General features: G+C 35.3%; 11 protein-coding genes. 5 read left to right on the top strand and 6 right to left on the bottom strand.

Annotated features, from left to right (window positions below; genetic code table 11):
• The first annotated feature begins 174 nt into the window (after positions 1-174).
• Entirely contained in the window at positions 175-336 is a 162-nt protein-coding gene (locus tag ACP6PL_RS29870; protein WP_426549001.1) for a hypothetical protein, read from the top strand.
• A 246-nt stretch (positions 337-582) separates the two neighbouring features.
• Here ACP6PL_RS29870 and ACP6PL_RS29865 read toward each other — a convergent pair whose 3' ends face one another.
• The 5 genes from ACP6PL_RS29865 to ACP6PL_RS29845 form a co-directional block, all read right to left on the bottom strand.
• Positions 583-1,788, bottom strand: coding sequence for a 4-hydroxy-3-methylbut-2-enyl diphosphate reductase (locus tag ACP6PL_RS29865; RefSeq protein WP_426549000.1), 1,206 nt, complete (start codon positions 1,786-1,788; stop codon positions 583-585).
• A 775-nt stretch (positions 1,789-2,563) separates the two neighbouring features.
• Positions 2,564-3,349: an SGNH/GDSL hydrolase family protein gene (locus ACP6PL_RS29860; RefSeq protein ID WP_426548999.1), complete on the bottom strand. Its 786-nt coding sequence runs from the start codon at positions 3,347-3,349 to the stop codon at positions 2,564-2,566.
• Between the two features lie 534 nt (positions 3,350-3,883).
• Positions 3,884-5,350: an ammonium transporter gene (locus ACP6PL_RS29855; RefSeq protein ID WP_426548998.1), complete on the bottom strand. Its 1,467-nt coding sequence runs from the start codon at positions 5,348-5,350 to the stop codon at positions 3,884-3,886.
• A gap of 198 nt (positions 5,351-5,548) precedes the next feature.
• Positions 5,549-6,058 carry a 5-(carboxyamino)imidazole ribonucleotide mutase gene (purE, locus tag ACP6PL_RS29850; protein WP_426548997.1) on the bottom strand — a complete coding sequence of 170 codons (510 nt, stop codon included), beginning with the start codon at positions 6,056-6,058 and terminating at the stop codon, positions 5,549-5,551.
• Between the two features lie 473 nt (positions 6,059-6,531).
• Positions 6,532-7,254, bottom strand: a complete 723-nt coding sequence (locus ACP6PL_RS29845) for a chromophore lyase CpcT/CpeT (RefSeq protein ID WP_426548996.1) — start codon at positions 7,252-7,254, stop codon at positions 6,532-6,534.
• Between the two features lie 511 nt (positions 7,255-7,765).
• On the opposite strand from ACP6PL_RS29845, the gene nagA reads away from it, so the two are divergent.
• The 4 genes from nagA to ACP6PL_RS29825 all read left to right on the top strand — a co-directional run bounded on the left by nagA (position 7,766) and on the right by ACP6PL_RS29825 (position 13,290).
• Positions 7,766-8,956: an N-acetylglucosamine-6-phosphate deacetylase gene (gene nagA / locus ACP6PL_RS29840; RefSeq protein ID WP_426548995.1), complete on the top strand. Its 1,191-nt coding sequence runs from the start codon at positions 7,766-7,768 to the stop codon at positions 8,954-8,956.
• A 308-nt stretch (positions 8,957-9,264) separates the two neighbouring features.
• Complete coding sequence (locus tag ACP6PL_RS29835) at positions 9,265-9,519, top strand: hypothetical protein (RefSeq protein WP_426548994.1); 255 nt, start codon at positions 9,265-9,267, stop codon at positions 9,517-9,519.
• A gap of 286 nt (positions 9,520-9,805) precedes the next feature.
• Positions 9,806-11,887: a type I restriction-modification system subunit M gene (locus ACP6PL_RS29830; protein WP_426548993.1), complete on the top strand. Its 2,082-nt coding sequence runs from the start codon at positions 9,806-9,808 to the stop codon at positions 11,885-11,887.
• A gap of 77 nt (positions 11,888-11,964) precedes the next feature.
• On the top strand, positions 11,965-13,290 hold the full coding sequence (locus tag ACP6PL_RS29825; protein ID WP_426548992.1) for a restriction endonuclease subunit S: 1,326 nt from the start codon (positions 11,965-11,967) through the stop codon (positions 13,288-13,290).
• A 72-nt stretch (positions 13,291-13,362) separates the two neighbouring features.
• On the opposite strand, the gene ACP6PL_RS29820 is transcribed toward ACP6PL_RS29825, so the two are convergent.
• Positions 13,363-13,542, bottom strand: a complete 180-nt coding sequence (locus ACP6PL_RS29820; RefSeq protein WP_426548991.1) for a hypothetical protein — start codon at positions 13,540-13,542, stop codon at positions 13,363-13,365.
• Between the last annotated feature and the right edge of the window lie 161 nt (positions 13,543-13,703).

Below are 13,703 nucleotides of genomic sequence, written 5' to 3'. Positions count from 1 at the left end.
AGCGAAACGCTTTTCATGTCGCGCAGCGAAACGCCATATCCAATCGACCAAGAGAAAAGAAATAATATTTCCTTATCTTCAATCCTGTCGGTTTTAACCAGAGGTAATTATCAATTATCCATTATCAATTATCAATTAATGAAATAGACCTAACCATATTAATAATAATATCTTATGTCTAAAGAAACTACAGGTCTAGATTTGGTAGGGAGAGGAAAACTAGCTCAAGCAATTCCCAATACTGCATGGAAAAATTTTGTGGATAGTAAGCAAAAAGCTGGCACTTTTAGACCACACACAAAACACAAACACAAAGGGAAAAGCGTTTATGTGTAAATGCTTTTAGATTTAATCAGCAAGCCGCTAAATATGATAAATATAAGGAGATGTTTAATTCACGCTTCTTAAATTTTTGAATTTGTCTGTTACATCTAAATTCATTATTAATCCCTTAATTCAGCAAAGCAAAATTTAAGAAATTAGTAGAGTAATTTAGCACCACCAAATTATTCTATAATAGTGGTGAAACTATACAAATATAGGTATCACCCCTAAATTTTCTCAATCAACACAGACTAGTATTCAATTCATAACAACCAACTTCATCTCCAAAATTTTATTGATAGTATCTTCAACAGCTCTATCAGGAGTTGAAGCACCAGAAGTTACACCCACAACTATCTCACCTTCAGGCAGCCAACCTTCAGATATTTTCACTTCACTTCCTAAAGGTTTATGTTCAATTCTATTACCAGATAAAATCCTTTTAGCACCATCAATATGATAGGAAGGGATATTATTTTCTATTGCCATTTCCTGCAAATGAGTCGTATTAGAAGAATTAAAACCTCCTATCACTACCATTAAATCTAACTTTTGATCAAATAAACCTGCCATGGCATCTTGTCGCTCTTGAGTAGCATCACAGATAGTATTAAAATTTTGATAATGCTCATTTAATTTATCAGGTCCGTACTTTTTCATCATTGTCTTTTCAAACAACTTTCCTATTTCTTCAGTCTCAGTTTTTAGCATAGTTGTTTGATTAGCAATACCAACTTGTTCTAAATCTACATCTGGGTCAAAACCTTCAGAATAAGCACGCTTAAACTTCGCTATAAATTCATCACGGTTCCCACCATTCAGAATATAATTACAAACATATTCTGCCTCTGATATATTAAGAAGTATCAAATATTTATCAGCAAAAGAGCTAGTGGCAATAGTTTCTGCATGACTATATTTGCCATGAATAATAGAAGTAAACTTTTTCTTTTTATGTTTTTCTACACTATTCCAAACTTTAGAAACCCAAGGGCAAGTAGTATCAACAATTTGGCAATTTTTTTCCTTCAATATTTGCATTTCCTGAATACTTGCACCAAAAGCAGGTAAGATTACTACATCATTATTTCCAGCTACAGAGAAATCTTTTTTACCATCAATTACAGGAATAAAATTAATTTGCATATCCCTCATATCCTGATTCACAGAAGGATTATGAATTAGTTCGTAAGTAATCCAAATTTGTTGGTTAGGGAAATGTTGACGAGTTTCATAAGCCATTGCTACAGACCTTTCCACACCCCAACAAAAACCAAAAGCTCTTGCAAGTTTGATAGTAACATCACCTTTTTGTAGAGTATAGTTATTATCTCTAATCTGTTGGATTAGGTTACTTTGATAGACAGACTCCATAACTGTTGCTACTTCTGCTGCATGACCAAATCCTTTACGGTTATAATTATCAGATTTTTTTAGTGCCCTGGTAAAAGCTTTTGTATCCATTATGTTTGACTATTAAACTTTGCTGAAATTTGTTTTATCTTACAATGTTTTTCAACAGAAAAATTGAAGAGGTCTATTCTGATGAGAATAGGGCTATAAAAGCTTAGACAGCTAGGAAAATCTATAGCCAATTTTCTGGTAAAACCCTAGTACCGCTACGCGGAAGTCAGAATTCAGAATTCAGAATTTTTGATTGGTAAGGCTTTGAGTATTTTGTCACTGGTCACTTATTTCCGTCATCCTGCACTAGATATAGTGTAGCGCCATAGTTCTGAATCTCTATATAGTAATCCGTGCATAGGTTGCGGTTGATTAAAAAGAAAAAGTTGAAACTCTTACCTGTTGCCTGTTGCCAGTTAAGTGTTCCCTAAAAAGGAGTAAGATTTTTGCCACGAATATGCCGAGGATTGCTATATATAGTATTTTTTCTACATCTCATCTATAGCAAAAATTCCAGATATTTATTTCTTCCTATAATTTAAGGTAAAAAAAGTCAAGCTAGATTAAAACAGCTAGGAAAATCTATAGCTAATTTTCTGGCAAAACCCTAGATGGATGATAGTGTAGACCCATACTTCTGAATCTCATATCCATAAATAGTATTTTTTCTACATCGCTAAAATTCCAGAAATCTATTCTGATGAGAATAGGGCAATAAAACTCTAGTACATATAGAAAATCTATAGCTAACTCCACTGATCAATCCTAAATCTAGTGTGTCGCTATAGTTCTTACTAACCTTCTCTTCCTTTCTCCCCTGGTCCTTCTCTTGTCTTTACTGAGGTTCTTCCAATCTCATTTTGCTGTACATTTTGATTGCTGTACTCCAAACTTGATAACCTTTATCATTCAGATGTAGGCCATCAGTACTCAGTTCAGATCGCAGAAAACCTTGAGCATCTGTAAATAGTGGGTAAAGATTTAAAAAGAAAGCCCCTTGAGAATCAGCCAAAGCTTTCAGGCGAAGATTGATTTTTCTGATGCGACTGTTCGATAGTTGGAGTAGGCGATCGCGACCTTCCCAGGTAGCCGACTCTCCACTATGGGGCAAAATAGATTGGACAACTATTTGACTCCCTGGATGAACAGCTCGTAATTGACGAATAATTCTTCTTTGATTGGCCAAAATTGTCCTATCGTCCACACCATGTACCAAATCATTAATCCCAATCATTACAAAAATTGTTTCTGGTCTGGTACTATCAAATAAATATAATCTCTTTAATAGACCTGTCGAAGTTTCTCCAGAAATTCCTTGATTTAACCAATTTCTATCCCAGGGAAGAAATTTTGAGGGAAACCAAAGACTCAAAGAATCTCCTACTAAAATAGTTAGACGATCAGGACGATTATTAGCTGCAGCAATCGCCTCTCGCTGTAACTGTTCCACCCATTGGTCATAAGTCCATTTATGGTTTCTACCAATAGCCAGAAGTTCTGTTCGAGGTTCCCCAAATAGTGGGCTTGGGCTATTAGATTCAATACTGTTAGTCGTAGTGGATGTAATTGTAGCACTTGCTTGAGGATCTTCTGGTAACTTGTAATCAGTTACAATTAGCATAGCCACTGTCAATGATAGTAGCCCATTACCAGCTAAAGAACACCAAACCCATGTTGGAATATCTCTAGAGAAAGTAAACACGGTAGCTAAATTCAATTAGTTTTCGTTAACTATTAGTCCTCTCAATCAAGAAAACTAATCCCAATTTAGAACATCTTTAGAGGAGTTAACATTATCCCCACCTTCCAGACGTTAGGTTTTCCCACATTAGGTTTGAGAGCGTCTTATTTAGGCTAGCTGAATGACTTGGATTTAGTTTCCTCATACAAGTATTATGCTGTTCTCTCAAGATACTTGGTTAAACTAAGCCAGGAAAGTTATACCATTTCACGGAAGGGAAGTCAGAAGTCAGATTTGATCGATTAAAAACTTTGATAAGAAAATAGTTTCGAGCAATTATTTGACAATTAATTAAAGTTTGAAACTATTTGTGACATCCTTACAGTGAATTGATATTACCTTTCCGGACTTGTCTTCAGATTGTTGTTTATAGTCCCTACATAATAAATCTAAAGCACTTAGGTTATGGCTATTTTACTGGGAATGATCGTGAGAAACACCAGCCCCAAGAGCATCAGGTTCTTTCACAAAGCCATTATAAGCTTCCATACCATGTTCAGAAATATCCAAACCCTGATATTCTTGCTCTGGATGGACACGAATACCCACAGTGGCCTTCAAAGCTAGCCAGAAAATAGTACAGAGTATAACTGTAAACAATCCGACTGAGATAATACCTATAGCTTGAGTAAAGATATTAGCACCTTCGACAAAAATACCAACGGCTAAAGTACCCCAAGCCCCACATACTAAGTGAACTGATGTTGCACCTACAGGATCATCAATTTGCAACTTGTCAAAGAAGGAAACTGAAAAAACGACAATTATACCAGCTACAGCACCAATAATTACTGCACCTAAATAAGATACGCCATCACAACCTGCAGTAATCCCGACTAAGCCAGCCAAAACTCCGTTAATAATCATTGAAAGGTCTGGCTTACCATCTTTCAACCAAGATGTAATAGTTGCGGTAGCTCCCCCTGCTGCTGCTGCTAAGTTTGTGGTGACGGCAATATAAACCACATTTTCATCTGCTGCAAGTTGAGAACCAGGGTTAAAGCCAAACCAACCTATCCAAAGAATTAAACAGCCTAAGGTAGCAAAACCCATGTTATGGCCAGGAATAGCTCTTGGTTGATTATTTTCATCATATTTGCCCATCCGGGGTCCAAGCAGATATGCTCCTACCAATGCTGCCCAGCCGCCTACTGAGTGAACTGCTGTTGAACCTGCAAAGTCTTTGAAACCCATTTCATTGAGCCAACCACTAGAACTCCAAATCCAATGTCCAGTAATAGGGTATGAAATACCTGTGATTAATAAGCTAAACAGTAAAAAGGCTGAAAATTCAATTCTTTCTGCTACTGCTCCAGAGACAATAGTTGCAGCAGTGGCGGCAAAAGCTGCTTGGAATAAGAAAAATACGGGTACTGGCAAACCAGCAGGAAATGGATCTAGTCCATATGTACTAGATTCGCCAGTTAGGAAAAAACCACCTCCACCAATCAAGGGATGGTCTCCAGCAAACATTGTGGAAAATCCAATAGACCAGTAGACTAATGTAGCAATAGCAAATACAATTAAGTTTTTTGCCAGAATATTAACTGCATTTTTCTGGCGACAGAATCCTGTTTCTAACATTCCGAAACCAGCATTCATAAAAATCACAAAGACTGAAGCTACCAAAATCCAAATCGCATCTAAAACCCCTTTTATATACTCTGGGGTTAATTGTTGCTCTTGGGCGGTTGCTGCTCCTGCCCAAACAGCAATAATTACACATACCAGAGGTATGCAGGCTAATGTAGTCGGGGAAAACCATTTTGTCCGACGTAGCTGATTGATTAGTGCTGTCGGTTCTAAGAAACGGCTATATTTTGCTGATAATAACCGTTTGTTTTTTGTTCTGTTGCTCCTAAACTTTAGTTTAGATGTCATTTTCAAGACCAAGTTAATTTGTGAGATTACAAATGCAAAAAATATCGCACTAATTGTTGTATTAATTTTCTGTATCAATGACTACTATTCTTATTTATAAGTAGTTGGATATAGAGTATTTCTACAACAGTTTCTGCCAGTTACAATAGCAAGTATTTGTCAGTTTTTTACCATAAAATATTTGCATAATGGTTAAGTTTATGTTAAATATTTTCGATATCCGAGTCGATCTAGTTTAGTTTGTTTTTCAGTTACTGATTCAGCTAAGGTCTGGCGGTACTTTTGTACTTGTTCTAATAATTCTGGTTGGTGGGATGCTAAGATTTGAACTGCTAATAAGCCAGCATTTTTGGCATTACCGATTGCTACTGTGGCTACTGGTATTCCTCCTGGCATTTGCACTATAGAATATAATGAGTCTACTCCCTGTAATGTTCGGGTTTGTACTGGTACACCTATGACTGGGAGTGGCGTTAAAGATGCGACCATTCCTGGTAGATGTGCTGCCCCTCCTGCTCCGGCGATGATAACTTTTAATCCTCTTTGATGGGCAGTTTCGGCATATTCAAACATTCTTTGGGGGGTACGGTGAGCTGAGACAATGGCAACTTCAGAGGGTACGTTAAATTCTTCGCAGATGGCGATCGCTTCTTGCATTGTGGGCAAGTCTGAGTCACTGCCCATTATAATTCCGACTATGGGATTCATTTCAGTCATCAGTTATCAGGAGTTTATTTTTTATTACTAAGAGTCAGAACAATTAAATTATATTATGATATTAGATTTGCTCTAAAAAATTGTCACGTTAATAATTAAGTAAATACAGTAAAAATTTATCCCATATAGAAATAAAACTGATATTTTGTTTAAAATTCACTAAAAATAATTAGTCTAAAAATTTATAGCAATGAAATTTCAATGAAATAATTTCACCCTGATGAATTTTTAACTAAAATACAATAATACCAATTTCATAAAATATTCTTACAGTCATGATATAGGGAATAAGGTATAGGTAATAGTCAAATAAAAACATAATAAGAAAGAGCAAAAAAGGTCAGATTTCTATAATTTATGGAATAAGCAAATTTTTTATTGCAGGCATAAATCACAAATTAAAATGTAACTGCCTTTTTTGCATTTGGTATAAGTATTAACATTAAAGTGTCAAATAAACAGAATTACTCATCATGTTTGGGGACTATTCCTATACCTAACGCACTGAAGGCAAATAACCCCAATAATATCGAAGGTTCGGGAACTGTTCCTACTCTTTCAAAAGCTATAGTTGTACCAAATAAAAGATCACCATTTCCGTCGAAAATTTGATCCAAAGACTCAATAAAATTAGGTTTAATTAAAACATCAGAAACAACTTTACCTCCAGGAAAAGTTGTCGAACAACCCACTGGTGCATTACTTCCTACATAGCTATTAGAAATCCAAGACAGGTTAACTTCACAGCTAAAATCATCTATATTTGTAGCATTAATAACTTGTTGAGATTGAGGGCGATCGCATAAACCTAGTAAAGAAGTTTCATCAAGGAAACGATTAATACTAATAGTAACTTGCGAATCATTATTACTGAAAAAAGAATACAACCGCACTCGAAATGGAAATCCTCCTGTTCTTTGTTCTAAATAAACAGTTTCTGTGTTTTCCATCAACTCACTCCCAAAAAGTTTAACCCCACAGTTCGACATTGTAATTGGAGGAATAGTTGGGTTATTAGCTACTTGTTTAGTATTATCAAATAAGCCTGTAAACCATTGTGATACCTGGTTCACTTGAAATGATATGGGAGGTGCAGATGTTATAGTTGTACCTTGACTTTTTTGTGCAAATAAAACACTTATAAATAGAAAGCTTAGAGTGGAAATTTTAAGTAGATTTTTCTGCATTTTAATAGACTTGTTTTGACTAAAAATTTATTTTTAAGTTCCCTTTCAATTTAACACCAATTATAATAGAGTATTTTTCAAGGTGGTGAGGTACAGTTTTACATAATCTGTAAGGATTCAGCTTTTTTTCAGTTTCAGTTATCAGTTATCAGTACCTCTAGCTGAAGGCAATAAAATACGAAATTTCCTTTTATACCCTTGCAAGAGGAGACTTGAGACCTTATTTATTAGTCACTAACTGCCGAATTCTTACTGTAATCTCTATTTCCTCTTTATATATAGAAATCCCCCCATTGGTTGTGAAAATTTTTATAATATTTAATTTGAGCTGAAAAGATGAGTAAATTCTGTATGCCAATTTGACGGCTCCCCTACTACTCGTGACTCCTAACTGCCACCAAAATATTACAACTTAAATAGGATTACTATATTACCTAATTACCCATAATTTTTTGCCTCATCAAGTTACAAACTACTGTATATTCCTAGCTGTAATTTAAAATTTAAACTCGTGAACTTAACCACTAAAATTATTAACGCTAAAATTCCTGGTTGTCAAAACCTACAGGAAATTTTAATCAATTCTCATGGCAAAATTGAGCAAATTATTCCTCAGACTGAAAAACTTTTGCCTACTACATCTAATACTATTGATGTTAAAGAAGACTGGGTTTCTCTAGGTGGAGTTGACTTACAAATTAATGGTGCTTTAGGTTTACCTTTTCCGGAAGTAGATGAAACTTCCATAACCAAAATAAATGAAATTTCTCAATATTTATGGCAACAAGGAATAGATGCTTTTTTGCCTACTATTGTCACAACTTCTATAGATAATATTCAGCGATCGCTCCGAATCTTCCACAATTTGGCCTCCCAACCCCAAGCACCAGAAACAGCAAAAATTTTGGGTGTACATTTAGAGGGACCTTTTTTGAATCCAGAAAAACGGGGCGCTCATCCTAACGAATACTTAATACCATTAACTATTGAAAATATCAAACAAGTAATTGGCGATTATGCTCAAACAGTTAAAATTATCACTTTAGCTCCAGAATTAGACAGTACAGAAACAGTAATTCCATACTTAAAAGAATTAGGAATTACAGTTAGTTTAGGGCATTCTCAGGCTACAGCAAATCAAGCAGAAATAGCTTTTAAATTGGGAGCTTCAATGGTGACTCATGCTTTTAACGCTATGCCGAGTTTACATCATCGAAAACCAGGATTATTAGGAGCAGCAATTACAAATTCTGACGTTATGTGTGGTTTAATTGCTGATGGTAATCATGTTTGTTCAACAATGATAGAAATTTTATTGAAAGCAAGTAAATATCAGCAGGGAATATTTTTAGTTAGTGATGCTTTAGCACCTTTAGGATTAGCAGATGGAATTTACCCTTGGGATACTAGAGAAATAGAAGTTAAAAACGGTACGGTAAGATTAGAAGATGGAACTTTAGCAGGAACTACTTTACCTTTATTAGTTGGAGTTAATAATTTGGTGAAGTGGGGAATTTGTGATGTAGAGACGGGAATTTATTTGGCGACTATTGCACCTCGAAAAGCTTTAGGAATGGATAGTGAAATTGTCGGGAATTGTGGAAATAATTTATTAAGGTGGCGAGTAAATAATGTAGATGTTTTGTCTCCAAAACCACTAGAAATAGAGTTGAACTGGGAGAGAATATTTATTGATAATTGATAATGAATAATGAAAACTATCTCTAAGTAGGTAGATGAAAAAGTTTACAATATGGAAAATCCAACCCCAGGAGGAGATAACCAAAAAATAAGGTTTCAAGCCTCCGCTTTCAAAGGGATGAAAAAAAATAAATTCAGTTATCAGTACCTCCTACTAAAGTAGAAAGTAGGAGGTACTGATAACTGATAACTAATAACTGAAATGATAGTCCTTGGAAAGAAGCATTAGATGTTTACTTTCCCGAATTTATGGCTTTCTTTTTTCCTGATGCTCACCGATAAATTGATTGGGAAGAAGGTTATGAAACTTTGGATAAAGAGTTTCAACAAATTGTTCAATATGCTAATTTAGGTAAACCTTTAGCAGATAAGTTAGTTAAAGTTTGGCTAAAAAATAGTCAAGAAACTATTATCTTGATTCACACAGAAATCCAAGGGCAATATGAAAGTGATTTTGGCGAAAGAATGTATGTTTATCATTACCGCATCTATGATAAGTATCGGTTGAAAAATACAGAAGTAGTCAGTTTAGCTGTGTTGGGAGATGAAGAGAAAAAATGGTGACCTAGAGAATATAGTCATAGTTATTGTTAATAGACTGGATGATGATATTGCCAGAGGAATTGAAAAGACAATTTCAAACAGAAATATAGCAATCATTTTATCGTAGGGTTTTGGTTTCCAAATCCCTTTTTAGCTTGGGTTTGGAGACCAAAACCCTACAGTTTTTTTTCACAAATCATTTGGCAAGCAAAAAATATTTACCATGTCAGTTGTACCAAATTAATAACCGAATCTGATGTAAAATTTAATTCTCGACTTTAATTACTTTTGACTATAAATTACGAGAATGGATAACGGTACACATAACGGAATTGTTAGTTTTATTTGGGGAATTGCTGATGATGTTTTGCGGGATGTTTATGTTAGGGGAAAGTATCGAGATGTAATTCTGCCGATGACTGTTATTCGGCGGTTAGATTGTTTGCTTGAATCTACTAAAGCAGAAGTTTTAGCAGAGAATGATTTTTATGAAAAAATGAATATTACTGATAAATCTGGATTAACAGAATTTACTAAATATCCTTTTTATAATACTTCTCCCTATACTCTGAAAAAATTGCTGGATGAACCTAATCTTATTAAAGAGAATTTGATAGATTATCTGAATGGTTTTAGCGACAATGTTCAGGAAATTATCAGTAAGTTTAAGTTCCGAAATCAGTTGGAAACTTTGGTCGAACATAACCGCCTTTATTCTTTAATTCAAAAGTTTACTGACTCGGAAATTAATCTCAGTCCGGAACCGATGAAAGATAAAAAAGGAAAGGTTATTCAACCTGGATTATCTAATTTGGGGATGGGTTATGTTTTTGAGGAATTGATTAGAAGATTTAACGAAGAAAATAATGAGGAGGCAGGAGAACATTTTACTCCCCGCGACATTATTAAGTTGATGGTTAATTTGATTTTTATGCCTGTGAAAGACAAGATTAAAAACGGCACTTATTTAGTTTATGACTGTGCCTGCGGTTCTGGCGGAATGTTGACCGAAGCAGAAAATTTTTTGCAGGAGTTGGCAACAGGAATGGGAAAAAAAGTAACTATTTATTTGTATGGGCAAGAGGTTAATCCGGAGACTTATGCTATCTGTCAGGCGGATATGTTAATTAAGGAAAAAGATACGGATAATATTAAGTATGCTTCGACTCTTGCTAATGATGGTTTTCCTGATTTGACATTTGATTTTATGTTGGCTAATCCTCCCTATGGAAAATCTTGGAAAGTCGATCAAGATGAGATTTTAGTAGGGAGAAAAAAGGAGATAAAAGATAATAGGTTTTTGGTGAAACATCAGGGGGAGGAATTACAACTTATTCCCCGGAGTAGTGACGGGCAATTATTATTTTTGGTGAATAAACTTTCTAAAATGAAAGACTCGACAAAGTTGGGAAGTCGAATAGCAATTGTTCATAATGGTTCGGCTTTATTTACGGGGGATGCTGGTAGTGGCGAGAGTAATATTCGGCGCTGGATTATTGAAAATGATTGGTTGGAATGTATTGTTGGTTTGCCGTTAAATATGTTTTATAACACTGGTATTGCGACTTATGTTTGGATTCTTTCTAATCAAAAATCTGTTCATCGTCGCGGAAAGGTGCAGTTGATAGATGCGACGGAATGGTATGGGAAATTGAGGAAAAATTTGGGGAGTAAAAATTGTGAGTTGCGGGGGGAGGATATTGACAGGATAACTCAGGAATTTCTCGATTTTTCGGAGTCGGATAATAGTCGAATTTTTGATAATCAGGATTTTGGTTTTCATAAGATTGTTGTGGAGAGACCTTTGCGTTTTAGTTTTCAAGTTACGGCGGCAAGGGTTCAGGAATTTGGGGAAAAGATGGGTGATGATTTGTTGGGAGTGGTGGAGATTTTGCGGGAGTTGTTTGGTGAGGAGGTGCAGTGGGATTTTAATTTGGTGAAGAGAGATTTTGAGAAAGTTTTGAAAGAGCAGGAGTGGAAGTTGAAAAAGCGGGATTTGGATTTGATTTATCAGATTTTTACTGAAAAGGATGAGCGGGGAGAAGCTGTAGTTTTGAAGCGGACGAAAAAGGGAGTTGTTTATCAACCGGATGTGGAATTAAGGGATACAGAAAATGTGCCGTTAAAAGAGGATATTGAGGAATATTTTCAGAGGGAAGTTTTGCCTCATGTTCCTGATGCTTGGATAGATTTTTATAAAGTGGTGAGGGGTTATGAGATTTCCTTTACTAAGTATTTTTATAAATTTCAGAAGTTGCGGAGTTTAGAGGATATTGTGGAAGAACTTTTAGAGTTGGAAAAGGAAGCGGAGGGAATGCTACATCAGTTATCAGTTATCAGTTATCAGTTATCAGCATCTCCTACTGAAGTAGAAGACTTGGAAGATTAAATCAGTTATTAGTTATCAGTATCTACTTGTTTACTTAGGAAAATTTTACTTTTTTAATTAGGAGGTTTTGGGAAAATATGGTTGATTTGAATTTTCAAAAGTATCCAGCTTATAAAAGTTCTGGTGTTGAATGGTTGGGGGATATTCCTGAACATTGGGAGATGAGAAAATTAAAGTACATAGCTATTATTAATATGGGTCAATCTCCTAACTCAGATGAATATAGCTATGAAGGTGAAGGGAAACCATTTCTTCAGGGTAATGCTGAATTTGGAAAATTAAATCCTTCACCAAAAATTTACTGTAAAACAGCGAATAAATATGCTGACTCTGGTGATATTTTACTTTCTGTACGGGCACCTGTAGGCGCACTTAATATCGCCAACCAAAGTTACGGTATTGGTAGAGGTTTATGTGCTATTAAAACGAGGCAAGAAAAAATATCTCCTAACTACACTTGGTACTTATTAATGATTGTTAGACAAGAACTTTATAGGTTAGCTACTGGTAGTACCTATGATGCTGTTTCAGTTGGTGAAGTTGCTAGTTTGACCTGCATTTTACCTCCTCTATTAGAACAACAAGCGATCGCTAATTTCCTAGACAAACAACTCGCCCAAATAGATAAATATATTTCCAAAAAACAACGGATGATAGAACTACTAAAAGAACAGAAAACCGTTATTATTAATCAGGCAGTTACTAAAGGTCTTAACGCAGATGTTCCGATGAAATTTTCTGGCATTGAATGGTTAGGAGAAATACCCGAACATTGGGAGGTGAGAAAAGTAAAACACTTAGCTAAAAACGACCATGGAATTGTTCAAACAGGACCTTTTGGTGCCCAACTTCATGCTAGTGATTATGTTGAGGAAGGTGTTCCACTAATTTTAATTCGTAATGTAAAGAATTTACATATTGATGATTCTAATATTCCTAAAATTTCAGAAGAAAAAGCTCAAAGTTTATCAATATATCGTTTACAAGTAGGAGATATTGTTTTTAGTCGAGTTGGAAGTATTGGGCGTATTGCTTTAGTCACTGAACGAGAAAAAGGTTGGATGATATCTGGTCAAATGCTAAGGTTAAGAATTAACCACCCTATTCTATACAATTACTTTTCAGTTCACATATTTAGTTCGAGCTTAGTATCTAATTTTGTTGGTTTTTATTCAGTTGGATCTACAAGAGATTCTATTAATACAGAGATTTTGCGCAACTTTGTTATGCCAATACCTCCTCTCCCAGAACAAAAAGAAATTGCCTTATTCATTGAAAAAAAATCAGAAAAAATTGAGCGATCGCTCGCCACAATAGAAAAGGAAATAAAATTAATCCAAGAATATCGAACTACTCTAATTTCTGAAACAGTGACAGGAAAAATAAAGGTAATTAATGGATAATTGATAATGAATAATATAGTAGGTTGGGTTAAGCGAAGCGAACCCAACAAAAGAGTTTTGAAACCTCTAGGTTTAACCTAGAAAGTTTCTACTGCCAAGCTCGAACTTTTCTACTGCCAAGCTCGAACTTTTCCATTGCCAAGCTCGAACTTTTCTACTGCCAAGCTCGAACTTTTCCACTGCCAAGCTCGAAATTTTCCACTGCCAAGCTAAAAAGTTTCTACTGCCAAGCTCGAACTTTTCCACTGCCAAGCTAAAAAGTTTCTACTGCCAAGCTCGAACTTTTCCATTGCCAAGCTAGAAATTTTCCACTGCCAAGCTCGAACTTTTCCATTGCCAAGCTAAAAAGTTTCTACTACCAAGCTCGAACTTTTCCATTGCCAAGCTAAAAAGTTTCTACTACCAAGCTCGAA

Source organism: Dapis purpurea BLCC-M126, from assembly GCF_050015975.1.
In the GTDB taxonomy this organism is placed as follows: Bacteria; Cyanobacteriota; Cyanobacteriia; order Cyanobacteriales; family Microcoleaceae; genus Trichodesmium.
Note: the sequence above shows the minus strand (reverse complement) of the source record. Positions and strands in the feature narration are given on the sequence as shown.

Excerpts from the sequence above, each read along its gene's own strand:
- ACP6PL_RS29870 (WP_426549001.1), top strand. The coding sequence starts at position 175 with ATGTCTAAAGAAACTACAGGTCTAGATTTGGTAGGGAGAGGAAAACTA.
- ACP6PL_RS29865 (WP_426549000.1), bottom strand. The coding sequence starts at position 1,788 with ATGGATACAAAAGCTTTTACCAGGGCACTAAAAAAATCTGATAATTAT.
- ACP6PL_RS29860 (WP_426548999.1), bottom strand. The coding sequence starts at position 3,349 with ATGCTAATTGTAACTGATTACAAGTTACCAGAAGATCCTCAAGCAAGT.
- ACP6PL_RS29855 (WP_426548998.1), bottom strand. The coding sequence starts at position 5,350 with ATGACATCTAAACTAAAGTTTAGGAGCAACAGAACAAAAAACAAACGG.
- purE (WP_426548997.1), bottom strand. The coding sequence starts at position 6,058 with ATGAATCCCATAGTCGGAATTATAATGGGCAGTGACTCAGACTTGCCC.
- ACP6PL_RS29845 (WP_426548996.1), bottom strand. The coding sequence starts at position 7,254 with ATGCAGAAAAATCTACTTAAAATTTCCACTCTAAGCTTTCTATTTATA.
- ACP6PL_RS29830 (WP_426548993.1), top strand. The coding sequence starts at position 9,806 with ATGGATAACGGTACACATAACGGAATTGTTAGTTTTATTTGGGGAATT.
- ACP6PL_RS29825 (WP_426548992.1), top strand. The coding sequence starts at position 11,965 with ATGGTTGATTTGAATTTTCAAAAGTATCCAGCTTATAAAAGTTCTGGT.